The following is a 24496-nucleotide window of genomic DNA, read 5'->3' on the forward strand; positions in this document are numbered from 1 at the left end:
ACGGACCGACGCACCCTCCCGCCACGAAGGGCTCCCCCGATGCGAAGACTCCGCGCCTGCTCGGCGGCGCTGGCCGCCGCGCTGCTGCTCGGCCTGCCGGCCGCCGCGACGGCCGACAGCACGGCCCCCGCCGACCCGTCAGCCGCCTCCGACACCCGCGCCGACGCCCGTACCGACAACGTTGCCAGCGCGGCCCCCGTACGGACCGGCACCGCCGCCGACCTGGACTACACGACGGCCGAGGCGGGCAACCCGCTCGTCGACGGCTGGTACGCCGACCCGGACCTGGCCCGCTACGGCGACACGTACTGGATGTACCCCACGACGTCCCGCCCGTACGACGAGCAGACCTACCTGGACGCCTTCTCCTCCACCGACCTGGTGCACTGGACGAAGCACGCGAAGGTCCTCGACATCGCGGACGTCCCGTGGGCGAAGCGCGCCCTGTGGGCACCGGCACCCGTCGAGCGCGACGGCAGGTACTACCTCTACTTCGGCGCCAACGACATCCAGGACGACTCCGAGGTCGGCGGCATCGGCGTGGCCGTCGCGGACCGGCCCGAGGGACCGTACGAGGACGCGCTCGGCGAACCGCTCATCGGCGCCTTCCACAACGGCGCGCAACCCATCGACCAGGACGTCTTCATCGACGACGACGGCCAGGCGTACCTGTACTACGGCGGGCACGGCCACGCGAACGTCGTGAAGCTCAACGACGACATGACCAGCCTCGGCACGTTCGAGGACGGCACCACGTTCAGGGAGATCACCCCGGAGAACTACACCGAGGGCTCCCTGATGTTCCAGCGGGACGGCACGTACTACCTGATGTGGTCCGAGGGCGGCTGGACCGGCCCGGACTACTCGGTCTCCTACGCCACCGCGGACTCCCCCACCGGCCCCTTCCGCAAGGTCGGCCGCGTACTGGAGCAGGACCCGTCCGTCGCGCGCGGCTCCGGCCACAACTCGGTGGTCAACGTGCCCGGTACGGACATCTGGTACCTCTTCTACCACCGCCGCCCGCTCAGCGAGACCGACGGCAACCACCGCGCTCTCGCGTACGAACGCATGGAGTTCACCGACGACGGCGCCATCCGGCCCGTCACCATGAAGGTGCGGGACAACTTCGACGACGGCAACACCGTCGGCTGGAAGCCGCACGGCGACGCCGCGTGGAACGCCGAGGGCGACGTCCTCACCGGCACCTCCGCGTCCGCCGGGCTGACGCTCCAGGACACGGACTTCGCGGACCTCGCGTACGAGGGCGACGTCACCCTCGCGCAGGAGGGCGCCGAAGCGGGCCTGGTGTTCCGTACCGGCGACGGCGGCAGCGGGCCCGACGGCTTCCGGGGCTACTCCGCGACGCTCACCACCGACGCCGTGACCCTCTCCGCGTCCGACGCGGACGGGCGCACCACCCTCGCCACCGCGCCCCTGGACGTGGCCGCCGGGGAACGGCACCGGGTGCGCGTCGAGGCCGTCGGCACGGACCTCCGGGTGTACGTGGACGACCTGGCCGAGCCGGTGGTCAGCGTCACCGACGACGCCCACACCACGGGCGGCGACGGCGTACGGGTCGGCGCCGGGGACGGCACGGACCCGGACCGCCCGCTCGCCGCGTTCGACGACCTGGCCGTCGAACCCCTCGGCGCCGGGCGGCATTGAGCGGACACGCCTCCGGCCCGTGGCGCGTGCCACGGGCCGGACCGTCGTGTCCGTGCGCCCCCTACGACCGGGGCGCCTACCAGCGGTACCAGCGGCCGCCCGTACGCCCCTTCGGCCGGATGAAGAACCCGGCCAGCCAGAGGACGAGGACGAGGACCGCGATCAGCCACAGGGCCTTCAGTGCGAAACCCGCGCCGAAGAGCACCAGGGCGAGCAGCAGAACGAGCAACAGGGGAACCATGTTTACCGACCTCCGCGCCGTCGAGTGCCCCCGCAGCGCGCGACCAGTCCCCCAGCGGCCGGGAAATCGGCAGGAGTTGTCCGGCCCGTAGCGGGCACACGACCGCCTGTACGCGGGCGCCGCCGCGCGCGCGAGCCCGTCCGCCCTTGCCCGCGTACGGCGCTGGGTACGATCGGCTCCGGTGACCGTCGCAGGTGGCGGCCACGGAACAGGGGCGAGACAGGTGCGGCACGAGCAGGCGGCGCGAAAGAGCTGCGTGGGGCCCACGGAGCGACACGGAAGGTGCATCCATGAACCGCAGTGAGGCCAGCGCGCGCTCCATCCTGACGGGGGTGTTGGAGCGGCAGCAGACGGCCATCGCCGAACGCTGGGTGCAGGTGCAGATGGAGCGCGGCGAGGTCGGCGGCGGGCTCGCGGAGGACGAGCTGCGCGAGGAGGCGGACGCGCTGGTGGCCGCGCTCAGCTCCGGCCTGGCCGGCGACCTGCCCGTGGAGCGGGTGGTCGCGCAGCACCGCCAGCTCCACGACGCGGTGACCGACCTGTCGATGCGCAGGGCACGCGCGGGCACCTCGCCCACGGCCACGTCGCTGGCGGTGCTGTCGCTGAAGGAGGCCCTGCTCGCGTGCGTGGCCGAGGAGTCCCTCGACACCCGCGGCTCCCTCGCCGTCGCACGGGTCGTGAACCGGCTGGTGGACGCCGCGGGGGCGCTGTCCTTCGAGACGTACGTCGAGGGCCGCGAGGAGATCATCCGCAGACAGAACCGGCAGCTCATGGAGCTGTCGACGCCCGTCGTCCAACTGTGGCGGGAGATCCTCGCCGTACCCCTCATCGGCAACCTGGACACCGCCCGCAGCCAGGTCGTCATGGAGAACCTGCTGGAGGCGATCCAGGAGCACGAGGCCGCCGTCGCGATCATCGACATCACCGGCGTGCCGACCGTGGACACCTCCGTCGCGCAGCACCTGATGCAGACGGTGAAGGCCGTACGCCTGATGGGCGCCGACTGCGTGATCAGCGGCATCCGGCCCGGGATCGCGCAGACCATCGTCCAGCTGGGCATCGACCTGTCGGGCATCCAGACGCGCGCCACGCTGGCCGACGCGCTGGAGACCGCGATGGGCCTCACCGGCCAGCGCGCGCCGTACGCCCCGGAGCACCCGTGAGCCCGTACCGCGAGGGCGCGCGCGCCCGTGTCTCGACGGTGCCGATCCTGCGGCTCGGGGACGTGCTCGTCACCGGCCTCCTCGGCGAGCTGGACGACTCCTCCGCGCTGGCGCTCGCCGAGGAGCTGACGGCGCGCATCGCGCAGGACGGGGCGCGCGGCGTCCTGCTGGACATCTCGCGGGTGGACATCATCGACTCGTTCGTGGCGCGCGCGCTGATGGAGCTGAGCACCATGGCCCAGCTCCTCGGCGCACGCGTCATCGTCGCGGGCATGCGCCCGCCGGTCGCCATCACCCTGGTGGAACTCGGCATCGAACTCACGGGAGTGGAGACCGCGTTGAACGCCGAAGAGGGCATGGCCTCGCTCGGGTGGCGGCAGTCCGACGCGCTCCCCGCGGAGCCGCGGGCGTGACGCACCCCGGAGAGGAAGCACACCACGGCGGGGAGTCCGCCGACGCCGGGTGGGCCCTGGAGACGTCGGAGGCGGCCCGCAGCTACCCCGTACGCACGGAGGCGGACCTGCTGACCGTACGGCACGCGGTGCGCGACGCCACCGAGGAGCTGGGCTTCAGCCTGGTCGACCAGACGCGCGTGGTGACGGCCGCCAGCGAACTGGTCCGCAACGCCTACGTGCACGGCGGCGGCGGCACGCTCTTCATCGACCCGCTGCGCCAGGCGCGGGGCGTGGGCATCCGGCTGGTCGTCACCGACGAGGGGCCGGGCATCGAGGACGCGCGGCAGGCCATCGTGGACGGCTTCACCACGGGCAGCGGGCTCGGGCACGGGCTGGGCGGCGCGCGGCGCCTGATGCACACCTTCGAGGTCCACAGCGTGCCCGGGAAGGGCACGATGGTGACCGCCGTGCGCTGGACCGACCGTTGAGCGGGGCGTGGGACGGCGCGAGCGGAGGGGCGGACCGGGCGTCGGGTACGGGGCCGGGGTCCGGTACGGGCCCGGGGCCTCGTACGGGGCACGACGCGGGCCCCGGCGCGGACGGCCGCCCCGGGGGCGCGTACGGCGTGCCGCACGCCGCGCACCCGCCGCTGCGCACCCGGCAGGTCCGCATCGACCACCACAGCGCCGTGCACGTCGCGGCCACGTACGCGCGCGAGATGGGCGCGGAGTACGGCCTGACGGGGTCGCTGCCCGACCGGGCGGCGGCCCTCGCGAGCGAGCTGGCCGGCAACATCGAGAAGCACGCCACGAACGGCAGCGTCTTCCTCCAGCCGCTGCCCCCGCCCGCCCTCGGCCTGGAGATCGCCGCCGCGGACCGCGGGCCCGGCATGGCCGACGTACGGCGCTGCCTCACCGACGGGTACACCACCTCCGGCACCCTCGGCAGCGGTCTGGGCGCGGTCAAGCGCATCGCGACCCGCCTGCACATCCGCTCCGACGTGCCGGAGGGCACGGTGATCGCCGCGCGGATGACCGCGGACGGGCGTCCGTCCGACGCCGGTACGGGCGCGGTGTGCCTGCCCGCCCCGGGCGAGGAGGCGTACGGCGACGGCTGCGCGTTCCACCTCGACGCGGAACGCGGACTGCGTACGGCCGTGGTGATCGACGGCCTCGGGCACGGCGAGGCCGCCGCGAAGGCGACGGAGCGGGCGCTGCGCACCTTCCACGACCACGCGGACGAGCCGCCCGCGGCCGTCCTGCAACGGATGCACACGGCGCTGCGGACCACCAGGGGCGCGGCGGTGGGCCTCCTGCGGGTGGGGCCGGGGCGCGCCGAGTTCTGCGGCGTCGGCAACATCCGGCTGTGCGTGCTGTCGGGCGAGGAGCTGCGGCAGTTCGACGGGCGCCCCGGCATCGTCGGCTGGAACCTGCCGACGATGCACACCCGCGACGTCGCCCTCACCCAGGGGGAGTGCGCCGTCCTGTTCTCCGACGGGATCGAGTCCCGCTGGACCCGCACCCGTTCGCCGTACCTGACGCGGCTCCCGGCGGAGCTGCTCCCGGCCGCGCTCGTCCAGCGGCACCGCCGTGAGCGGGACGACGCCACCGTGGTGACCGTGGCGGGGACGGCATGAGCGGGTACGACGCCCGGACGGGCAGCCTGGCCGAACTGCGCGACGCCGTACGGCGGGTGGCCGACGCGCACCAACTGCCGCTGCGGACGCGGGCCCGGCTCACCACGTCCGTCGCGATGCTCGCCCGCGCCCGGATGGCCGACGGCGGCACGGTGGAACTGCGCGCGCGGCGCGAACCGGAGGCCCTGGAGGTGACCCTCGCGGCGCCGTGCGCCGGGGACGCGGACGGGAGCGCCGACGCGGACGCGCCGGACCCGGCGGGGGTACGGGACGTGCCGGACGCGGCCGAACTGCCGCTGCCCGCGCGGGTCGGTGACGACGGCGAGGTGCTCTGGCGCATAACGGTCCCCGCGGCAGCGGCATCCGCGTCACCGGCCCCCGTGTCCGGCGACGACGCCGTCGGAGGCACGGACGCACCGCCCGACGAGCCGCCCGCCGAGGCGGAACTGCGCGCGACACTCGCGGAGTTGGACACGTTGCGGGCCGCCCACCGGCGGCTCAACGACGAGTTGGCGGCGACCAACAGCGGAGTCCTCGCGCTTTACGTGCAGCTGGAGGAGCGCGACGAGCAACTGCGGCGCGCGCACGGCAAGATGCTCCGGGAGCTGGAGGACGCCCTGCGTCCCCCGCCCCTGCACGTACCGGGTCTGGAGCTGGCCGTGCACTACGCGCCCGCCGAGCCCGACGCGCCCACCGGCGGCGACCTCTACGACTGGTTCACGCTGCCCGACGGCACGGTGCACATCACCGTCGTGGACGCCCTCGGCCACGGCGTGAAGAGCACCCGCAGCGCGATGAACGTCACGCACGCCGTACGGACGCTCGCGCTGGAGGGGCACCGGCCGGAGGACATCGTGCGGCGCGCCGACGAGATCCTGAACGGCATCGACCCCGACCTGATGGCGACCGTCCTGCTGGTACGGCTGGACCCGGCCACGGGCGACGTGCGGCTCGCCAACGGCAGCCACCCGCCCGTGCTCGTCGTCCGCCGGGACGGCGACGCCGCGTACCTGGAGGCACCCGGACGCGGCATCGGCTTCCCGTACCCCGGCAGCGAGAAGGTCGTCAGCACCCGGCTCGACCCCGGCGACCTGCTGGTCGCCTACACCGACGGGCTCACCGAGAGCCACCGCGACCCGTTGGAGGGCGAGCGGCGGCTGCACGAGGCGGCCCGGCGGGAGCGCGGCCGTCCGACGGCCGAACTGCCGGGCAGGCTGGCCGAGTTGATGCACACGGAGGTCCTGCACCACGACGACACGCTGGCGCTGGCGGTACGGCTCGACGCGGGCACGCCGTAGCGACCGGGACGACGCCGGGCAGGACCGGGCGGTGCGGTACGCGGCGGGCCGGTGACGGGTGCGGTACGTGACGACGGGTGCGGTACGTGACGGGGTGGGGCGGGGCGGGCCGTCGTGGGCCCGCCCGCGCGGGTCACGCGTCGTCGTCCCGCAGCCGTACCACGGTGCGGCCGGTCTCCGCGTCGTGCTCCAGCAGCACGTACCGGCCGAGGACGGCCAGCGCGACGAGGCAGCCGCTCATCTCCAGCCCCTCCTCCACCAGCGTGCCCAGCATCAGCACGGTGCTGTAGCCGTGTTCGAGCGCCCAGCCGTTGAACGTCTCGACGCCCAGCGCCCCGCCGAGGAACACCGCGAGCGCCCCGAGCAGACCCCGCCGCAGATCGCGCGGGAGGTCGCGGGCCCACAGCACCGCGCACACCGTGCCCGCCACCGCGAGGAGCGCGCCGGGCAGCACCCAGGCGTGGGTCGGCAGCGACACACCGGCCCAGCTCTTCCACGACTTGCCGACCTCGCCGAGGCGTTCGTGGAGTTCGCTGGACTCGTCGATGCTGAGCACGGCGGTGGCGGCGGCCAGGCCGAGCCAGGAGAGGCGGCCGGGGCGCGCGTCGCGCCCGCTGAGGAGCGCGGCGACCAGCGCCATGCCCGCGACGGCGAGCAGCAGCGCGCTGTTCCACCAGGTGGGCAGGTTTCCCTCGACGTCGACGTTGACGAACGTACGGATGGCGGGGATGGCGTGGAAGTGGTTGTACCCGCGCGTGCCGAGGTCGGCGACGAGCAGGGCCGCGGTGAAGCCAGCGGCGTACGGCAGAACCCGTGGAACGGGCGTTCTCGCGGGCTCACCCCCGACGGGCCGTTCGTGGATCTGGGGTTCGGTCATGCGCAGCGAGATTAGCGCCTGGATCATCGGACGAACCGATCGGGGCGCTCCGTATGACGGGTCGTCAGTTCCGGCGGGACCGGCCCGCGCGGACACGGCGCACCGCGCCCGCACGGACCCGTCGGTCACGCCCCGGACGCGAGTCCCGGCTCGACGACCACCCGTCCCGTGGTCACCCCGTCGAACACCCGCTGCACGGCGTCGGCGCCCGCGTCGAGCGGCACCCGCTCGCTGACCAGCGGGCGGATCGCGCCCTCCTGCGCGAGCTTCACCAGCTCGTCGTGGCAGGCGGCGACGGCGGCCGGGTCCCGCTGGTTGTAGAGACCCCAGTGCAGGCCCACGATCGAGTAGTTCTTGATCAGCGCGTGGTTGAGGCCCGGGGTCGGCACGGCGCCGCTGGCGAAGCCGACGACCATGATCCGGCCCTCGAAGGCCACGCACTTCACGGACTTCGCGTACGCGTCGCCGCCCACCGGGTCGTACACCACGTCCGCGCCCCGGCCGCCCGTGGCCTCCTTCACGGCGGCCACCAGGTCGTCCGTACGGCGGTCCACGACCACGTCGCAGCCGAGCGCGCGCGCCGTCTCCGCCTTCGCCTCGCCGCCGACGACACCGATCACGCGGGCGCCCGCCGCCTTGCCGAGCTGCACGGCCGCGCTGCCGACACCGCCCGCCGCCGCGTGCACGAGCAGCGTCTCGCCGGACCGGAGCCCGGCCCGCCGGTGCAGGCCGAACCAGCCGGTCTGGTAGCCGATGTGGAGCGCGGCGGCCTCCGCGTCGTCCAGCGCCTCCGGGGCGGGCCGGGCACCGGCCGCGCCCACCACGGTGCGTTCGGCGAGACCGCCGGACGGCAGCACGGGCTGCGCGATCACCCGCGCGCCCGGCGTCGCCTCGGCGCCCTCGCCCGCGGCCAGCACCTCGGCGCAGACCTCCACGCCGGGGGTGAACGGGAGGGGCGGGCGCACCTGGTACTCGCCGCGGCAGAGGAGGGCGTCGGGGAAGTTCACGTTGGCGGCGCGGACGCGCACGAGCAGTTCGCCGGGGCCGGGCTCCGGCTCCGGGACGTCCTCCAACCGCATCACGTCGCGCGGTTCGCCGTTCGTATGGACACGCCATGCCTTCACTGGTGGTGCCTCCGCCCTCGGTGGGTCGTTCGTTCTCGTACGGTCCCGGTCGGTACGGGCGCCCCTGGGACGCCCGGCCGGCCGGCGGTCAGGGCCGCAGCGCCCGCAGCAGCAGGTCCGCGAGGTGGTCCGCGACCTCCTGCGGCGCCAGCGGTCCGTCGGGGCGGTACCAGCTGACCAGGTGGTGGACGGAACCGAAGTGGTAGTCCACGACCAGGTCGGCCGGGGTCGCGGTGCTGAACACCCCGTCCCGCTGGCCCTCCTCGACGAGCGCGCGGAACCGCTCGTGGTAGCGGCGGCGCTCCGTACGCACCTGCTGCTGCTTCTCCGGCGCCAGCTGGTGCATCGACCGGAAGAAGATCATCGCGTCGTCGAGGTTGTCGATGGTGGTGACCACGACGTCCGCCGCCGCCTCCCGCAGCCGCCGTTCGACGGGCTCGTCGGCGCCCGCGAACGTGTCCAGCCGCTCCTGCTGGAGCCGCAGCAGCCGCCCATAGATCTCGTGCAGCAGGTCGTCCTTGGAACCGAAGTAGTGGTACAGCGCGCCCTTGGTGACGCCCGACGCCTCGACGATCTCCTGCACGGACGTACGGTCGTAGCCCCGTTCGGCGAACAGCCGGGTGGCGGTGGCCATCAGGCGCTGCGGCACGGGCAACCGCCCGCCGTCCGCGGCGCCTTCCGGCGCACCGTCCACCGCCGCGCCCGCGGGCGGCCGTTCGCCCGCCGTCACCGGGCCACCTCCGGGTCCCGTTCCGGCTCGGCGCGCAGCGTCTCCTCCAGCTTCTGCTGGAGCTTGTTCATCCCGCCCAGCCAGCGGTCGGGCTCGGCGGCCCGCACCACGTACTGGTCGGCGGTCTCCGGGTGCGGCAGCACCAGGAACCGGTCCTCCGCCATGGCCGCGAAGACCGCGTCCGCCACGTCGTCCGGCTCGATCGCGTTCGGCAGGAGCACCAGCTCGCCGGTCGCCCCGGTGGCACGCAGCATGTCCGTACGCACGCCCTGCGGACAGACCGCGTGCACGGCTATGCCCCGGTGCCGGTAGGTGACCGACAGCCACTCGGCGAAGGCGTACGCGGCGTGCTTCGTCACGCTGTACGGCGCGGAGCCGACCATGGTGAGCAGCCCGGCGGCGGAGACCGTCGAGACGAAGCGGCCGCCCCGGCCGTCCTCCAGCCAGCCGGGGACCAGCTCGCGCGCGGCCCGTACGTGCGCCTTCACGTTGACGTCCCAGGAGGTGTCCCACACGTCGTCCGGTGCCTCGGGGCCGCCCTCGGAGGCGACGCCCGCGTTGGCGCAGAACACGTCGATCCGGCCGCCGAGCGCCTCCCGTGCCGGGCCCACCACGCCGGAGGCGTCGCCGGGGACGGCGGTGCCGCCGATCTCGGCGGCGACGGCCGCGGCCTTCGCCGCGTCCAGGTCGTTGACGACGACCCGGGCGCCCTCGGCCGCGAACCGGCGGGCCAGCGCCGCCCCGATCCCGCCGCCCGCGCCGGTGACGACCACGCCTGCTTCCCTCAGGGTCTCCACGTCCGTACGCCGTCCCTCCCAGTAGCCCGGGTCGCCCTGCCGGGCACCGACGTGTCGCCGGCGCCGTGCCACCCGGTCCGTTCGGCTCGCAGACTAACCGGTCGGTATGTCACGGCGAAAGGGAGCCGATCCTCGGGAACGGGGCGCGGGCCTGCCTCGTTCACGGAATGCGGGGTAGGCGAACGCCGCGAGGTCGCGACCGAGGACGTGGCGACCCGTGACAGCCCCGTCAGGAAGCAGCGAGAAAAGGACCCCCAGGAGGGAGCCGATCCCGTCCGGCGTACGTCACACCCCCGGACGGGTCCCGGAGCCACTCCGTCGGAGGTGGGATGATTGGCCGGTTTCAGAGCACTCGCCGAGCAGGTGCGTGACCAGGAGAGAACGCCTTCACAGAGGCGGCAGGCGCTGCGCAAGTGCCTGGAGAGATTCGCGCCGTACGGACACCGCGCGACCTGGCACCACCTCTGCACCAGAGCGGGCTTCCCGCCCGACCAGCGGGAGCCGGACCCGCGACTGCTGGTGGTCGCGCTGGAGGAGCTGGAGGAGGCGCGTTCCGTCTGGCTGGCGTACGAGACGGAGGTCGCGGAGCGGCGCAGACGGGAGAAGCACGACGGCATCAGACAGCCGACCGCACTGGACGGCTGGCACCGACTGGTCTGGGGCGGGCGTTCCCTGCTCCCCTGCGACGATCCGACCGCACCGCCGGAGACCCGGCTCGCGGTCGTCCTGCGGCGGTTGATCACCGCCATGGAGACCTCCGCGCGGCCGGACTACCGCACACAACTGCGCTACCGGCGGATGGTGGGCTCACCCGGCTGAGGCGCACGACTCCCGCGCCCCGGTTGGTCCCGGCACTGCGCCGCGCTCCCCGACACCGGCCCGCACACCCGGACCCGCGGTGCACCACACCGTACGTCCCCCCGCGGGCCGGGCGCCCGACCCCGCCGTTGACACCGCGTACGGCTCCCCGCATGCTGAGCAAGCGCTTAGAGGCGCATGTGACCGGAGTGCGTGGGAGGTTGTACGGATGGCGGAGCCGCGGATTTTCACCTCGCCCGACGAGCTGCGAGCCGCAGTCGGCGAACAGCTCGGCAGCAGCGAGTGGATGGAGATCGACCAGAAGCGGATCGACCTGTTCGCCGAGGCGACCGGTGACCACCAGTGGATCCACGTGGACCCGGAACGCGCCGCGGCGGGCCCGTTCGGCACGACCATCGCGCACGGCTATCTCACCCTCGCGCTGCTGCCCGCGCTCGTACCGCAGGTACTGCGCGTCGACGGCATCCGCATGGGCATCAACTACGGCGTGAACAAGGTGCGTTTCCCCGCCACCGTCCCCGTGGGCTCCCGGCTGCGCGGGCACGTCGAGCTGGTGGACATCAGTGACGTCCCGGACGGCGTGCAGGTGACGGCGAAGGTCACGGTGGAGCGCGAGGGCGGCGCGAAGCCGGTGTGCGTCGCCGAGAGCGTCAGCCGCTACTTCTGGTAGATCCCGCAGGGGCACCGCGTACGCCGGTCGGCGTCACGCGCTGACCATGCGCCGGACGAGCCCCGCGTACAGCGCGCCGATCTCGTCCGGCGTACGCGGGCCGCCCGTCCGGTACCAGCGCGCCACGTCGATGCAGAGCGAAAGCACCGCGAGCGCCGTCCCGTTGATGTCCTCGACGGCGAACTCGCCCGCCGCGACGCCCTCGGACAGGACCGTCCGCAGGATCTCCTCCGTACGTCGGCGCATCACGACGATCTCGCCGTAGTGCTCCTCCCCCAGCGCCGCCAGCTCGTACTGCACCACGCGCGCCGTGGTGTGGTACGCGGCGTGCCAGCGGACGAACGTACGCACCGCCGCGTCGAGCCGTTCGGCGGGGGTGCCGCCGGTCGCGGCCGCCTCGGTGAGGATGCGCACGGAGCGCTCGTGCCCCACCCGGCTGATCTGGAAGAGGAGCTCCTCCTTCGTGCGGTAGTGGATGTAGAGCGCGGCCGGGCTCATCCCCGCGCGGCCCGCGATGTCGCGGGTGGTGGTGGCGTGGAAGCCGCGCTCCGCGAACGCCTCGACCGCGCCGAGCAGCAGCCGCCGCGCGGCGTCCGGGGTGACGTCCGCGAACGACTCGTCCGTGAACGACCCTTCCGCGGAGTCGGCCTCGGCGGTCGCCCCTTCCACGGTTGCCGTTCCAGCGGTCGGCCCTTCGACGGGTGGCTCGTCGGAGACACCTGCCGCGCCGCACGCACCGGCCGCGCCCGGGACACCGGCCGTACCGTCCACCGCATCCGCCATGTCGCTCGCCCCGCTTCCGCCGACCTCTTCCCGCAGCACAGCCCCGGGCCGGGCGAACACCATACAACGGCGACTGAGCACGCGCTTAGGTCCGGCCGTCCGCACCGGGGGCGCACCGCGGCCCACGCCGGGGCGCACGGTCGCACGGGCACGCCGTACGGGCGGGACGGGCACACCGCACGAGCCGTACGAGCGGGGCGTACGAGCAGGGGACGGGCGGGTCGGACCGTACGCGCGCCGGAGTGCCACCATGTGGCACATGGCCCGTCCCCGCAAGCCGCTGCTCAGCCGCGCCCGCATCGTCGCGTGCGCGCTCGCACTGGTCGACGACGAGGGGCTCCAGGCGGTCACCACCCGGCGCCTGGCGGCCGAACTGGGCGTGCGCGGCCCGTCGTTGTACAACCACTTCCGCACCAAGGACGACATCCTGGACGCGGTCGCAGACGCGGTCTGCGCCGATGTCGACCTGTCGATGTTCGAGCCGTACACGGAAGGCGCGGAGCGGGCTGGGAGCACGGACGGGCCGGGGGCAGCGGACTGGCAGGACGCCCTCGCCCGCTGGGCGCGCTCGTACCGTGCGGCACTCGCCGCGCACCCCCACATCGTGCCGTACCTCGCCCGTGGCCCCGGCCGCCGACCGAGCCAACTCCGCATGGCCGACGCGGTGTTCGGCGCGCTCACCGCCGCGGGCTGGTCACGGGCGCAGGCGACCCACATCGGGGCCACGATGCGGTACTTCGTGGCGGGCTCGGCGCTCGGCTCGTTCGCGCGCGGCTTCGTGGACGACGCGGAGCTGTACGCGCGGGACTACCCGCACCTGGACGAGGCGCACCTGCTCGCGGAGTACCAACAGCGGGTCGACGACGGCGCGTTCGAGACCGGCCTACGGGCGCTGCTGGCCGGTCTCGCGCAACCGCGCGACGACTGAGGGTGGCGGGGCCGCGCACCCCGCCGCGACCTCAGTCCTCCTCGAAGACCACCAGCGCGCGCCCGCCCCGCCCCTCCGTCATCGCCTCGAACGCCGCCGGGATGCCGTCCAGCCCGATCCGCTCCGTGACCAGCGCGGACAGGTCCAGCCGCCCTTCCCGTACGTGCTCGGCCAGCACCGGCAGATCGCGCGACGGCACGCAGTTCCCGAAGACGCAGCCGGTCAGGGTGCGGGCGAAGTGGAAGACCTCCAGCGCGGAGAAGGAGACGGTGTCGTCCTTGCCGCCGATGCCCACCACGGTCGTACGGCCGCCGCGCCGCGTCGAGTTCCACGCCGTACGGATCGCCGCGCCGCGCCCCACGCACTCGATGGCGACGTCCACGCCGACGCCACCGGTCAGCGCGCGGATCTCCTTGGCCGTGGTGTCGGAGGCCAGGACGAAGTCCGTCGCCCCGGCCTCGACGGCCAGCGGCTGCTTGCCCGCCGCCACGTCCACCGCGACGATCCGTTCCGCCCCGGCGATCCGCGCGGCCTGGAGGGTGGCCAGGCCGACCCCGCCGACGCCGAATACCGCCACCGCCTCCCCCGCCCGTACCCGCGCGCTGTGGTGCACGGCGCCGTAGCCGGTGAGGGCCGCGCAGCCGAGGAGTGCGGCGTCGGTGAGGGGCACGCCGTCGGGCGCGGGCAGTACGGCGTTCACGGGGACGACGGTCTCCTCCGCGAACGCGGCGACGCTCAGCCCGGGGTACAGCTCCTCACCCGACGCCGTACGGGCGTACGGCTCGGTGGTCGCCGCGTTCGCCCGCTGGCACAGCCAGGGCTCCTCCAGCGCGACGCAGAAGTGGCACTCGCCGCAGGACGGCGCCCAGTTGAGGACCACGCGGTCCCCGGGCGCGAACGACGTCACGCCGCCGCCGACGGAGACGACCGTGCCGGAACCCTCGTGCCCGAGCACCGCCGGAACGGGCTGGCGCAGCACACCGGTGGCCAGCGACAGGTCGGAGTGGCAGACGCCGGCGGCGGCCAGGCGCACCCGCACCTGGCCCGGCCCCGGCTCGGGCAGTTCGATGGAGACGGTCTCCAACGGGGCTCCGACGGCGGGCAGTACGGCGGCGCGGACCATGCGGGGCTCCTCGGCAGGTGGGGTTCGTCGGGTCGTGCGTGCTGGTGCGAGTGCGGGTACGGCGGGTGGGGCGGTGGTGCGGGGTACGGCGGGTGCGGGGCGTCAGAACTGGAGCGACTTCGTCTGGAGGTACTCTCCGAGCCCGTACGCCCCCAGTTCGCGTCCCACGCCGGAGCGCTTGTAACCACCGAACGGCGCCTCGGGATTGAAACGCCCCCCGTTGATGTCGACCTGCCCCGTCTCCAGCCGCCGCGCGAAGGCCACCGCCGCGTCCTCGTCGTCCGACCAGACGGCGCCCGCGAGGCCGTACACGGTGCCGTTGGAGATCCGTACCGCGTCGTCCAGGTCCTCGTAGCGCAGCACCGACAGGACGGGGCCGAAGATCTCCTCCTGCGCGATGGCCATCTCCGGGGTGACGTCGGCGAACACGGTGGGGCGCACGTACCAGCCGCGCTCGCACCCCTCCGGCGCCCCGGCGCCGCCCGCGACGATCCGCGCGCCCTCCTCCTCACCGCGCGCGACGTAGCCCGCGACGCGGTCCCGCTGCCGGGCGCTGACCACGGGGCCGGTACGGACCGACTCGTTCAGCGGGTCGCCGGGGACGTACTTCGCGGTGGCGTCGGCGGCGATCCGTACGGCCTCGTCGTACCGCTCGGCGTCCACCAGCATCCGGGTCCAAGCGCTGCACGTCTGGCCGGAGTTGGCCATCACGTTGGCGACACCGACCTTCACGGCGCGGGTCAGGTCGGCGCCCGGCAGGATCACGTTCGCGGACTTGCCGCCCAGCTCCAGCGCGACACGCTTCACCGCCCCGCCCGCGAGCGCGCCGACGCGGCTGCCGACGGCCGTGGACCCGGTGAACGACACGAGGTCCACGCCCGCGTGCCCCGCCAACGCCTCGCCCGCGACCGGGCCCAGGCCGGTCACCAGGTTGAACACCCCGGCGGGCAGGCCCACTTCGTGCACGGCCTCGGCGAACAGCTGGGCCACGATCGGGGTGTTCTCGGCGGGCTTCAGCACCACGGTGCAGCCGGCCGCCAGGGCGGGCGCGACCTTGGCGACGATCTGGTGCAGCGGATAGTTCCAGGGGGTGATGGCGCCGACCACGCCGACGGGCTCGTGCAGGACGCGCGAGTTGCCGACCCGTTCCTCGAAGGGGAACTCGGCCGCGAGCCGCGCGTAACTCCCCGCGACCCGGACGGGCACGGCCGCGTGCACCATGCGCGAGAAGCCGATCGGGGCGCCGAGTTCGGCGGTGACCGTCTGCGCGATCTCCTCCTGCCGGGCCTCCAGCACGTCCCGCAACGCGGCGATACGGGCGGCCCGCTCGGCCGCCGCCGTACCGGCCCAGCCGGGCAGCGCGGCCCGCGCGGCGCCTACGGCGGCGTCCACGTCGGCAGCCTCCCCGGCGGGTACGGCGCCCACCACCGACTCGTCGGCGGGGTTGACCACCTCGATCGTCCCGGTGCCCGCGGCGGGGCGCCACGCGCCGTCGATGTACATACCGTCGTGTGCCTGCATGGACCCAAACTAACGGCGCTAGTTATCCACCGTCCATCACCGGGCCCGCCGACCGCCCGCCCGCTCGGCGCGGTCGTCAGGGGGACGGGCGGTCGTCGTCGAGCAGCGGGTCGTAGTAGTCGGTCGGCCCGACGAGAACGGCTTGGAAGCACAAGGGCTCACCGTCCGCGCCGAGAGGCACCTCATGTCCCGCCTCACGCGTGAGGCCAAGACTCAAATGAGGCACCATCCAACTACTGCGGCTCCCGTGCAACACGGTGAGCCCCATCTGCTCAACGGTGACCTACTCAGGCTCTCTTTGACCCTGGCGAGCTTGAAGGCCACTCCTCGGTGAGATCGTCGATCCGCTCGATCAGAATGTCACGTCGACTGTCCGCCGGTATACGGGCAAGTCTCCCCCTCAACCTCGCAAGTGAGGAATGCACGAGGGGATTCCCCTCTTGCAGCGCTTCGATTCCAGGTTCGACAACAATAGACAGAAATTCCCGCAAACCTACGTTCAACACGGGGTCACAGTCGACCCCCGGAGGACTCTCCCATTCCCGAACGAGAAAACGTGCAGGGCTCTCAAGAATCCACCCGACAAGAACGCCGTCCGCGAAAACAAAATCGAGGAACTCCGCGACGCGAAGCCGCAGAAAGGCAGCGGTAGGCGTCAACTCTCTCCCAGCCGCACAGATCAACCAACGCCCGTCGTCACTCACCCATCTGCTCGCCATGGGACAGGCTGCGAAATCTTCTTCACTTTCTGCCTGCAACCCACCTGAGATGCAAGGGAGATCCAGCCAGGCAGCAGGACCACGTGCATCCACCGGACCTTCCTCAGCTGTCCCGAGTTTCACACCCGTCAGAATTCTGTTCGCCTTTTCGAACCTGAACTCGTCATCGCCGGACCAAAGCCAATCAGCGCTTCCGAACGTACTCGAAAGAAGTTGCTCATGACTGGCCAGGTCCACGTGGGGGCCCAGTGTCACAAAGAGTCCCGAGACGGAGTACCTGGGAGTGTACGGAATTCTTTCCCGCGCGCTTCGCACGAGCACGCCTTCCACGATCTCCAGCCTCTTCGCCATGTTTCTACCTTGACCTCAACGCGGCCCAACTCCGCTGCGGCGGCCTAGACTTCCTCAACAAGCATACTGGCGGGAAGCCGGTGATATCCGAAATATATCGATCCCGGCACACGCTTACCCTGAGAGAACTGTCAGAAACTCAGAGAGTAGGGTACTCGTCGTTGAGCAGCGGATCGTAGTAGTCAGTCGGACCCACCAGGACGGCTTGGAAGTACAAGGGCTCACCATCCGTGCCCAGGGACACCTCGTGTCCCGCCTCACGCGTGAGGCCGAGACTCAAATGAGGAACCATCCAACTACTGCGCTCCGTGTGCAGAAGAGTGAGATCCATACGCTCCAGCTCAGCCACCAACTCCAACGCGGGCGTACGGAAAACGTCGACACCACGAAACCGAACGGTGATCTCTTCAGGCCCAGGACGTGGAATCCACACCTCCGAAGAAGTCAGCGTCTTTCCATCATCCAGCGAGAACACAATCTCGAACTGTGCATGCAGAGCAGTCACCTTCATCGGATGAAATTACGCGTCGGAGCCTTCGTCCTTCACCTTGACTTGGCCCAACTCCGCCGCAGCAGCCTTGACTTCATCAGCCGGCATACCCGTCGGGAAGCCGGTGATGCCGTCCGGGGGATCCAACACGATATCCATCACACTAACCTTGCGCAATACGAGGTTATCAGCTGCTAGCTGCACAGTACGATTGAAAGCCTTGTGGTTCAGCCGGGCAGGGGTTCACGAGGACGAAGGTTGTCGTAATAGTTGACGGGGCCGACGAGAACGGCTTGGAAGTACAAGGGCTCACCATCAACATCAAGAGGCACCTCGTGTCCCGCCTCACGCCACAGGCCGAGACTGAGACCAGGAATGATCCACGAACTCACCTCACGGTGAATCACACCCAAACCCAAACCCCGCAACTGCTCCACAAGCCGCAGAGCAGGCGTACGAAAAACATCAATACCACGGAAGCGAACCGTGATCTCCTCATCCCCCGACCGAGGAATCCAGAACTCCGCAGAGGTAAGGGTATTCCCGTCGTGAAAGGTGAAGACAATCTCGAACTGCTCATGCAGGACTAGCACTTTCATTGGGTGAAAGTGTGCGTCGGAGCCCTCGTCCTGCACCTCGACTCGACCCAACTCCGCTGCGGCGGCCTTGACTTCCGATGCGGGCATGCCGGTGGGGAAGCCGGTGATGCCATGGGGAGGGTCCAACACGATGTCCATAGCCGTCATTCTAGACTGTAGGGCCCAAACTTCCGGACTCACGCACTGCCGGGGTTTCAGATAGACGGATAGTCGTCGTTGAGCAGCGAGTCATAGTAGTCAGTCGGGCCGACCAAAGCGGCCTGAAAGTACAACGGCTCACCATCGTTGTCGAGAGGTACCTCGTGTCCCGCATTACGCCACAGACCGAGACTCAAATGAGGCACCATCCAACTACTGCGCTCCGTATGTAGAATGGTTAGGTCCATACGCTCCAACTGAGCTACCAAATCCAGCGCGGGCGTACGAAAAACGTCGATTCCACGAAACCGGACAGTAATCTCTTCAGGCCCAGGACGCGGAATCCACACCTCCGAAGAAGTCAGCGTCTTCCCGTCGTTCAAGGAAAACACAATCTCGAACTGCGGATGCAACGCGGTGACTTTCATCGACCGGAAGCGGACAGCAGATCCATCGTCCTTCACCTTGACATGACCCAATCCCGCCGCGGCAGCCTTGACTTCTTCTGCAGGCATACCCGTAGGGAAGCCAGTGATGCCGTTCGGGGGGTCCAACATAATGTCCATAGCGATCATTGTAGGCGACAGTAACGGATCTTCCAGCCATTGTCCGAAAGGTACTTCTGAAAGCCCTTGTTGTGCGGCATGTGGTCGATCATCTCCTTGATCGCCCCGTCGTACTTGGTGCCGTGCTCGCGCCTGATCTCGTCGATGTCCATCTTCATCGCCTCGTCGAACTGCCCCTGCCGTATGAGGTCTTCTTGCTGCCGCCGCCAGTGCCGAGATTCCAAGTTGGAGCCTGTGCTGATGAAGTCACGGTGGTCCTGGTACTCCATACGGATCGCCGGCCCCGCCCCGTAGCTCAGGTTGCCTTGGCCGACCCCCAGGTACGCGTCCCGCGCCGGGATGTGGTTGCGCTCGTAGCTGTTGGTGTCCGAGCCGTCCGTCCAGTTGCTCGGGCGGAGGCTGTAGTGGGACCCGCCCCACCCGACGGGCTGGCGGGTGAGGCCCAGCGGGTCGATCCAGAACAGCGGGTTGGGCACGTACGCGCTCGGGTTCGGGCCGGGGGCCAGGCCGAGGGGGTCGGGTGAGGCGTACTGGGCGGTGGCGGGGTCGTAGTAGCGGTGGAGGTTGTAGTGGAGGCCGGTTTCGGGATCGTGGTACTGGCCGGGGAAGCGCAGGGGCGTGTACGCGGTGCTGCCGGAGGCCCAGGTGGTGCTGCCCCACAGGGTCCTGCGGGTGCGCCAGGCGATGTCGCCCTGCTCGTCGACGAGTTCGGTGGGGGTGCCGACGAGGTCGGTGATGACGGCGAAGAACCGTGAGTCGATCTCGGCCTGGGTGCTCTCGTCCGTGATGCGTTCGGTCTGCGCGAGCGCCGTGAAGCCGTGGTGGTCCCAGGTGAGGGTGACCGGGCGGCGCGCACCCGGGCCCGCGGCGGGTCGCGTGGTGGTCTGCTCGACGAGGAGGGGTCCGTCCCATGTGAAGTCCACCTGCTCCACGACGGTCTCCCCGTCGGGGCCGAGGCGTTGCTTCGCGATGCGGCGGCCGAGCGGGTCGTACCGGTAGCGCCACACGGTGCCGTCGGGTGTCGTCACGCTCCTCAGGCGGTCCTCGGCGTCCCAGGTGTAGCGCCAGGTGTCCGGCTTCCTCGACAGGCGGGTCCGCTGCCGCAGGACGACGCGGCCCGCCGCGTCGTGTTCGTAGCGGACCCGGCCCGCCGAGGTGATGCGGGTGCCCGTACGGGTACGGGGGCCGGCGGCGTACGGCTCGGCGTGACGGGTGGGCCAGGTGGCGTGGGTCTGGTTGCCCGCGTCGTCGTAGGCGTACCGCTCGGTCCAGTCGGCGGCGTCGACCGAGGTGACGCGCCCGGCTCCGTCGAGGCCGAAGCTGCGGTCGCCGTCGTCGGGGTCGGAGATGCCGACGAGGCGGCCGTCTGCGCGATAGGTGTACGTGCGCTGCTGGAGGCGCCGGGAGCCGTTGCGGGTGAGGGTCTGGTCGATCAGTTGTCCGGCCGGGTCCCACCTCTGGGAGAGGGTGAGGCCGTCCCCGCCGATGCGTCGGGCGGTCTCCCGACCGGCCGCGTCGTGGCGGAAGTCGAGGGTGTGGCCGTTGGTGGTGACGGTGGTCTCGTTGCCCGCCGCGTCGTAGGCGAAGGTCGACACCGCTCCGGTCGGGGAGACGCGGCGGGTGCGTCGGCCGAGGGCGTCGTACGCGTACGCCAGTACGCGGTCGTCGGTCAGCTCGGCCTTGATCCGGCCCGACCTGTCCCGCTGCCACCGCAGTTCGGCTTCGGGGCCGATGGCGTCGAGGACGCGTCCCGCCGCGTCGTACCGGTACGTCGTGACGTCGGTCCCGGCCGTCTTGCGGACGATGTTGCCGAGTTCGTCCAGTGCGAAGGTGACCGTGTCGCCGAGCGGGCCGGTGCGGGCGACCACTTGGCCCTCCGCGTCGTGGACGTAGGTCTGGGTGCGCCCGTCGAAGTCCGATTCGGAGACGAGGCGCCCGGCGGGGTCGTAGTCGTACTCCCAGGTCAGCCCCTGGGGGTTGGTCACCCGGGTGAGCCGCAGTTCCGCGTCGTGCCGGAACGCGTGCCGGGCGCCGTCCGGCCCGGTGCTCGCGACGAGCACGTCGAACGGCCCGTACTCGTACGTGGTGACGCCGCCGTCGGCGTCCGTGTGGCGGACGCGGTTGCCCTCGCCGTCGTACTCCCACGTCTGCTCGGCGCCGTCCGGGTCGATCTGGCGGGCGAGTGCGCCCTCGACCGTCCAGTCCAGGCGGGTGGTCCCGCCCGTCGGGTCGACGATCCGGACCGGGCGCCCGAACGCGTCGTGGTCGTAGCGGGTCACCGCGCCGAGCGGATCGGTGACCTCGACGGGCAGACCCGCCGCGTCGCACCACACGCGGGTCGTCCCACCGAGCGGGTCGGTGACCGCGCGGAGGTGGCCGCGGGCGTCGTACACGTACCGCGTGGTGTGCCCTGCGGGGTCGGTGGTGGAGGTGCGGTTGCCGCGGTCGTCGTACGTGCTGCGCCGCACCGCGCCGTCCACGGCGCGGACCTCCACGGGCAGGCCGAAGGGGCCGCGGACGACTTCGGTGGATCTGCCGTCGGGTCGGGTGACGCGGCTGAGCCTGCCCGCGTCGTCGTAGGCGAACGACGTGCCGCGGCCCAGTCGGTCCGTGCACACGGTCGGGCGTTGGAGCGCGTCGCGTTCCGTGTACTCGGTGTGCCCCAGGGGGTCGGTCACCGCAACGACGTGGGAACGGTCGTCGATCAGGTGCCGGGTCGTGTGTCCGGCCGCGGTGGTGAGGGTCGTGGTCCGGTGGCCGGTGACCGGGTCGGTGGGACCGTAGTCGATACGGATCTGCAGGTGGCCGTCCGTGCCGCCCTCGGCGACGCACCGGTCGAGGTTGTCGTAGACGTAGTCGTAGCGGTGTCCGTTGGTGTCGGTCCACGCGGCGACGCGGTGTTCGTCGTCGTACGTGAAGCGCAGCGGCGGGCCGGAGGAGCCGGTCACCTCGGTGAGGTCGCCGTCGGTGTAGCCGTAGCGTCTGATCACCTGGTCGGTGCCGTCCGGGGCGGCTCCGACCAGGGACAGGGCGGTGATCCGGCCGTCGGCGGTGGTGAGCAGCAGGGTGTAGCCGCCGGTGTGGACGAGGCGCAGCGGGGTGCCGTCAGGGGTGTACTCGAAGGTGACGCGGGCGCCGTTGCGGTCGGTGATCTCCTCTATCCGGGCGTCTCCGTCGCCGCTGCCGCCTCCGCCCGTCGGTGGGGCGAAGTGCCGTACGCAGCCGGTGTCCGGGTCGGTGAGGGTGTAGCCGCCGTCGCGGGTGCGTTCCAGCGGCATGCGTGCGGCGCCCGCCGCCGGGAGCGTGGGCAGGCCGGGGGCGGGGTGGGGGTAGCTGAGGAGGCGGCCGTCCTCGGCGACGAACACGACGCCTTCGGCGTCGATCTCCAGCCGCTGGTCCGCGGTGGAGATCCAGGTCGGCCCGAACCAGCGGCCGGAGCGGTAGCCGGACTCGGCGTGCCGCTGGAACTCCAGCGGGAGCGACGCCGGGAGCACGACGTCGGTCTGGGGCAGGAACATCTTGCCCGTGGACAGGTCGACCGGGTCCGTGCCGCCCGCGGGCCTCTTGTCCGGCGGGTTCCGGTGCTGCTCCGGGCCGTCCTTGCGGAGTGCCGTACGGCCTTCGGTCCGGGCCGCCGTACGGGCTGCGGTGGCGCCCTTCTTGAGGGTGCCGAGGCCGCGGGTGCCCAGGAGTTCGGGGATGAGGCGACCGGCGCCCTCGGCGGGGTCCTTCATGAACCCGTCGTACATCGTCTTCGCCGTGCCCAGCGGGTCGTTGGTCATCCGGACCAGCCCGGCGGTGGTGCTGTTCAGGCTGGTGAGGTACTCGGCGGGATGGGTGACGTTGTACGGGTCGGTGGGGTTCACACTGCGGACGAAGTTCAGTACACCCGCCGTGCCCTTGACCGCGCCGCCCAGCACGTGCGACGCGGACAGGTTCAGCCCTTCCATCCCGTCCTGGGCCTGCTCGACGTACGAGGGCTTGTCCGGCGCCGCGTCCCGCGCCGCCTGCAACGCCGTACGCGTCGGCGCCGCCGCCTCGTCACGCTGCCTGCGCGCGTCGGCCAGCTTCTCCCGCGCCGCCTTCACGTCGGCCGCCCCCGGGTCCGTACCCGGCGGCTTGTCCGGAAGGGAGTCCGGGTCACGCTCGCCGGCGGGCTTCGCGTTGTACGTGTCGACCGCGTCGTTGTACGCGTCGACCTTCGCGCCGTGCGTCTCGGACGCCTTCTTGCCCTTCGCGTACAGGGCGACGGCCTCCTTGGCCTGCCCCTGCGCCCACGAGACCGTGCCCGCGAAGTCCGTCAGCGCCTTCGCCGCCTTCTCGCACGCGTCCGCCGCCTTGAACCACTTCTTCGGCTCGACCGCGACCTTCTCCCGGAACGCGTCCGCCGCCTCACCCTTCAGATGCGCCGAGTCCAGGCCCTTCAGCCCGTTGCCGACGTTCGTGAACGCCTTCTTGAAGTCCGTGAGATGACTCGCCGTCGACCGCAGCGTGGACGGGCTGCCGTGGATCAGCTTCTTCTCGTCCTCGGTCTGCCCGAGTTGGAGTTCGTCGGAGTCCGCGCCCAGGGTGTTGGCGACCGAATCGCCCTTGTCCCGCACCCAGTCGGCACCCGATTCCCAACCGACGTCGTCCAACCGGTCCGCGCCCCAGTCACTGGCCGCGTCGACGCCCTCGCCGAGCTTCTCCGCCCCCTTCTCCGCCAGATCCTCCAGCGGGTCCGGTACGAAATCCCCGAAGCCCATCAGCCCTCATCCCCCGACTGCCCCTGCCGCTGGGCGCGTTCCTCCGGCGACGGGCCGAACATCTCGTCCCGCGCCGCCTCCCGCTGCTCCTCGGAGACCCCGGCCGCGTCCATGACCAGGTCGGTGCGCATCCCCCCGAGACCGTCCTCGGTCAGCGACCGGCCGGTGTCCTGCCACGTCTGCCCGATGTCCTGCCGGGCCTGCTCGAAGGAGTCCGCGCTGTAGTCCGGGTCCAGGTAGCCGGGCGTCAGCGTCTCGCGCCAGCTCTGCCCGGTGACCTCCTCCTCCGTCGCGTGCGGGTTCCCCACCAGGGAGTTCACGCCGACCTTGAAGGTGCCCTGCCAGTACTGGTCCTCCGCGTGCACCATCCCCGCCGCCAGCCCCAGCTTCCGCGCGAGCGCGTTCGCGTCCCGCACCAACGCCCGTACGCCCCACTCCCAGCGCTCGCAGAAGCCCTCGAAGTCGTCCGCGACGCCCTTGTCCCCCGCCTCCCTCTTGGACAGCGACATCGCGTCGAACCCACTGCCCTGCAACGACCCCGTCGCCCCGCCACCGGCCGACTTCAACTCACCGATCGCGTCGTTGAGGCCCTTGGTGATCAGGTTCAGGGACTCCTTGTCGAACCGCAGATCCCCGTCGTCACTCACCGGGCCGCCCCCGCGTCACCCGCGACGCGGCGCCCGTCCTCGTCCACGTCGACGGCCACCGCGTCCGGCACGATCCCCGCCACCGGCGGGAACAGCATCGACGCGTCCTCGTCCGCCACGTCCACCGCCACACCGGCCGGACCGTCGCACGCGGGCACGACCACGTCCAACAACCGCGCGCCCAGCACCGCGACGAAGTCCCACGCCTCGTCCGGCGCGGCTCCCCGCGCCAACGCGAAACGCGCCAACGCCTCCTCGTCCGTGAACGCGTAGACCCAGCGGACCCCGCCGAACACCGCCGACATGAACCCGTCCTCGACGACCGGCACCAACACCGCCGTACGCCGCAACTCCCCCACCAGCTCCGCCGGTTCACCCGAACCCGCGCGCACAGCGGCTATCCGCTCCGCCAACACCACGACCACTCCCCCGTCACACCACCGGCCACCGGTCACGTCCACCCGGCCACGC

Annotated in this window: 24 protein-coding genes and 1 pseudogene; 9 read left to right on the forward strand and 16 right to left on the reverse strand. The window is 71.7% G+C overall.

Annotated elements, in window-relative coordinates; translation table 11 throughout:
* Positions 1-39: 39 nt before the first annotated feature.
* The gene (locus tag D7M15_RS03290) at positions 40-1665 is read left to right on the forward strand and encodes a glycoside hydrolase family 43 protein (protein WP_121516104.1); all 1626 of its coding nucleotides are present in this window, start codon (positions 40-42) and stop codon (positions 1663-1665) included.
* Between the two features lie 76 nt (positions 1666-1741).
* Here the strand turns inward: D7M15_RS03290 and D7M15_RS03295 are convergent, their stop codons facing one another.
* A complete protein-coding gene (locus D7M15_RS03295; protein WP_121516105.1) occupies positions 1742-1906 on the reverse strand; it encodes a hydrophobic protein in 165 nt (54 codons plus the stop codon).
* Between the two features lie 290 nt (positions 1907-2196).
* Between D7M15_RS03295 and D7M15_RS03300 the strand changes: the two genes are divergently transcribed.
* Genes D7M15_RS03300 through D7M15_RS03320 form a run of 5 tightly spaced genes read left to right on the forward strand, consistent with a single transcriptional unit; the run spans position 2197 to position 6398 of the window.
* The gene (locus D7M15_RS03300; RefSeq protein ID WP_121516106.1) at positions 2197-3069 is read left to right on the forward strand and encodes an STAS domain-containing protein; all 873 of its coding nucleotides are present in this window, start codon (positions 2197-2199) and stop codon (positions 3067-3069) included.
* Positions 3066-3482, forward strand: coding sequence for an STAS domain-containing protein (locus tag D7M15_RS03305; protein WP_121516107.1), 417 nt, complete (start codon positions 3066-3068; stop codon positions 3480-3482). The genes D7M15_RS03300 and D7M15_RS03305 overlap by 4 nt, the downstream gene beginning before the upstream one ends.
* A gap of 56 nt (positions 3483-3538) precedes the next feature.
* Positions 3539-3952 carry an ATP-binding protein gene (locus tag D7M15_RS03310; RefSeq protein ID WP_206337450.1) on the forward strand — a complete coding sequence of 138 codons (414 nt, stop codon included), beginning with the start codon at positions 3539-3541 and terminating at the stop codon, positions 3950-3952.
* Complete coding sequence (locus tag D7M15_RS03315; RefSeq protein ID WP_240649109.1) at positions 3949-5100, forward strand: SpoIIE family protein phosphatase; 1152 nt, start codon at positions 3949-3951, stop codon at positions 5098-5100. Before D7M15_RS03310 ends, D7M15_RS03315 begins: the two co-directional genes overlap by 4 nt.
* The gene (locus D7M15_RS03320; RefSeq protein WP_121516109.1) at positions 5097-6398 is read left to right on the forward strand and encodes a PP2C family protein-serine/threonine phosphatase; all 1302 of its coding nucleotides are present in this window, start codon (positions 5097-5099) and stop codon (positions 6396-6398) included. The genes D7M15_RS03315 and D7M15_RS03320 overlap by 4 nt, the downstream gene beginning before the upstream one ends.
* Before the next feature lie 133 nt (positions 6399-6531).
* Here D7M15_RS03320 and D7M15_RS03325 read toward each other — a convergent pair whose 3' ends face one another.
* From D7M15_RS03325 to D7M15_RS03340, 4 genes are all read right to left on the reverse strand, one after another.
* Positions 6532-7275 (reverse strand): hypothetical protein, encoded by a 744-nt coding sequence (locus tag D7M15_RS03325; RefSeq protein WP_121516110.1) that lies wholly within the window; start codon positions 7273-7275, stop codon positions 6532-6534.
* A 125-nt stretch (positions 7276-7400) separates the two neighbouring features.
* A complete protein-coding gene (locus D7M15_RS03330) occupies positions 7401-8399 on the reverse strand; it encodes an NADPH:quinone oxidoreductase family protein (protein ID WP_121516111.1) in 999 nt (332 codons plus the stop codon).
* Positions 8400-8487: 88 nt separating this feature from the next.
* The gene (locus D7M15_RS03335; RefSeq protein WP_121520143.1) at positions 8488-9033 is read right to left on the reverse strand and encodes a TetR/AcrR family transcriptional regulator; all 546 of its coding nucleotides are present in this window, start codon (positions 9031-9033) and stop codon (positions 8488-8490) included.
* A 92-nt stretch (positions 9034-9125) separates the two neighbouring features.
* On the reverse strand, positions 9126-9926 hold the full coding sequence (locus D7M15_RS03340; protein WP_121520144.1) for an SDR family oxidoreductase: 801 nt from the start codon (positions 9924-9926) through the stop codon (positions 9126-9128).
* 333 nt (positions 9927-10259) lie between these two features.
* Here D7M15_RS03340 and D7M15_RS03345 point away from each other — a divergent pair.
* Together D7M15_RS03345 and D7M15_RS03350 are read left to right on the forward strand one after the other, a co-directional pair.
* A pseudogene (locus tag D7M15_RS03345) lies at positions 10260-10679 on the forward strand (hypothetical protein); the annotation flags it as partial.
* Between the two features lie 274 nt (positions 10680-10953).
* The gene (locus D7M15_RS03350; protein WP_121516112.1) at positions 10954-11415 is read left to right on the forward strand and encodes a MaoC family dehydratase; all 462 of its coding nucleotides are present in this window, start codon (positions 10954-10956) and stop codon (positions 11413-11415) included.
* 33 nt (positions 11416-11448) lie between these two features.
* Here the strand turns inward: D7M15_RS03350 and D7M15_RS03355 are convergent, their stop codons facing one another.
* Entirely contained in the window at positions 11449-12084 is a 636-nt protein-coding gene (locus tag D7M15_RS03355) for a TetR/AcrR family transcriptional regulator (protein WP_240649110.1), read from the reverse strand.
* Positions 12085-12448: 364 nt separating this feature from the next.
* Here D7M15_RS03355 and D7M15_RS03360 point away from each other — a divergent pair, with 364 nt between their 5' ends.
* A complete protein-coding gene (locus D7M15_RS03360) occupies positions 12449-13126 on the forward strand; it encodes a TetR/AcrR family transcriptional regulator C-terminal domain-containing protein (protein WP_121516113.1) in 678 nt (225 codons plus the stop codon).
* A 31-nt stretch (positions 13127-13157) separates the two neighbouring features.
* Here D7M15_RS03360 and D7M15_RS03365 read toward each other — a convergent pair whose 3' ends face one another.
* The 10 genes from D7M15_RS03365 to D7M15_RS03405 form a co-directional block, all read right to left on the reverse strand.
* Positions 13158-14249, reverse strand: coding sequence for a zinc-binding dehydrogenase (locus D7M15_RS03365; protein WP_121516114.1), 1092 nt, complete (start codon positions 14247-14249; stop codon positions 13158-13160).
* A 102-nt stretch (positions 14250-14351) separates the two neighbouring features.
* Positions 14352-15770 (reverse strand): aldehyde dehydrogenase family protein, encoded by a 1419-nt coding sequence (locus D7M15_RS03370; RefSeq protein WP_121516115.1) that lies wholly within the window; start codon positions 15768-15770, stop codon positions 14352-14354.
* Between the two features lie 287 nt (positions 15771-16057).
* Positions 16058-16840, reverse strand: a complete 783-nt coding sequence (locus tag D7M15_RS28155; protein ID WP_127201709.1) for a hypothetical protein — start codon at positions 16838-16840, stop codon at positions 16058-16060.
* Positions 16841-16979: 139 nt separating this feature from the next.
* Positions 16980-17351, reverse strand: a complete 372-nt coding sequence (locus D7M15_RS03380; RefSeq protein WP_240649111.1) for a hypothetical protein — start codon at positions 17349-17351, stop codon at positions 16980-16982.
* 9 nt (positions 17352-17360) lie between these two features.
* Positions 17361-17534, reverse strand: coding sequence for a hypothetical protein (locus D7M15_RS28870; protein WP_240649112.1), 174 nt, complete (start codon positions 17532-17534; stop codon positions 17361-17363).
* 23 nt (positions 17535-17557) lie between these two features.
* Positions 17558-18067, reverse strand: coding sequence for a hypothetical protein (locus tag D7M15_RS03385; protein ID WP_121520146.1), 510 nt, complete (start codon positions 18065-18067; stop codon positions 17558-17560).
* 56 nt (positions 18068-18123) lie between these two features.
* On the reverse strand, positions 18124-18633 hold the full coding sequence (locus tag D7M15_RS03390) for a hypothetical protein (RefSeq protein WP_121520147.1): 510 nt from the start codon (positions 18631-18633) through the stop codon (positions 18124-18126).
* Positions 18634-18638: 5 nt separating this feature from the next.
* Positions 18639-23378 carry a putative T7SS-secreted protein gene (locus tag D7M15_RS03395; RefSeq protein ID WP_121516117.1) on the reverse strand — a complete coding sequence of 1580 codons (4740 nt, stop codon included), beginning with the start codon at positions 23376-23378 and terminating at the stop codon, positions 18639-18641.
* Entirely contained in the window at positions 23378-24025 is a 648-nt protein-coding gene (locus tag D7M15_RS03400; protein WP_121516118.1) for a hypothetical protein, read from the reverse strand. Before D7M15_RS03400 ends, D7M15_RS03395 begins: the two co-directional genes overlap by 1 nt.
* On the reverse strand, positions 24022-24444 hold the full coding sequence (locus tag D7M15_RS03405; protein WP_121520148.1) for an SseB family protein: 423 nt from the start codon (positions 24442-24444) through the stop codon (positions 24022-24024). Before D7M15_RS03405 ends, D7M15_RS03400 begins: the two co-directional genes overlap by 4 nt.
* Between the last annotated feature and the right edge of the window lie 52 nt (positions 24445-24496).

The organism is Streptomyces sp. Z26, assembly GCF_003665095.1.
Classification (GTDB): Bacteria; Actinomycetota; Actinomycetes; order Streptomycetales; family Streptomycetaceae; genus Streptomyces; species Streptomyces phytohabitans.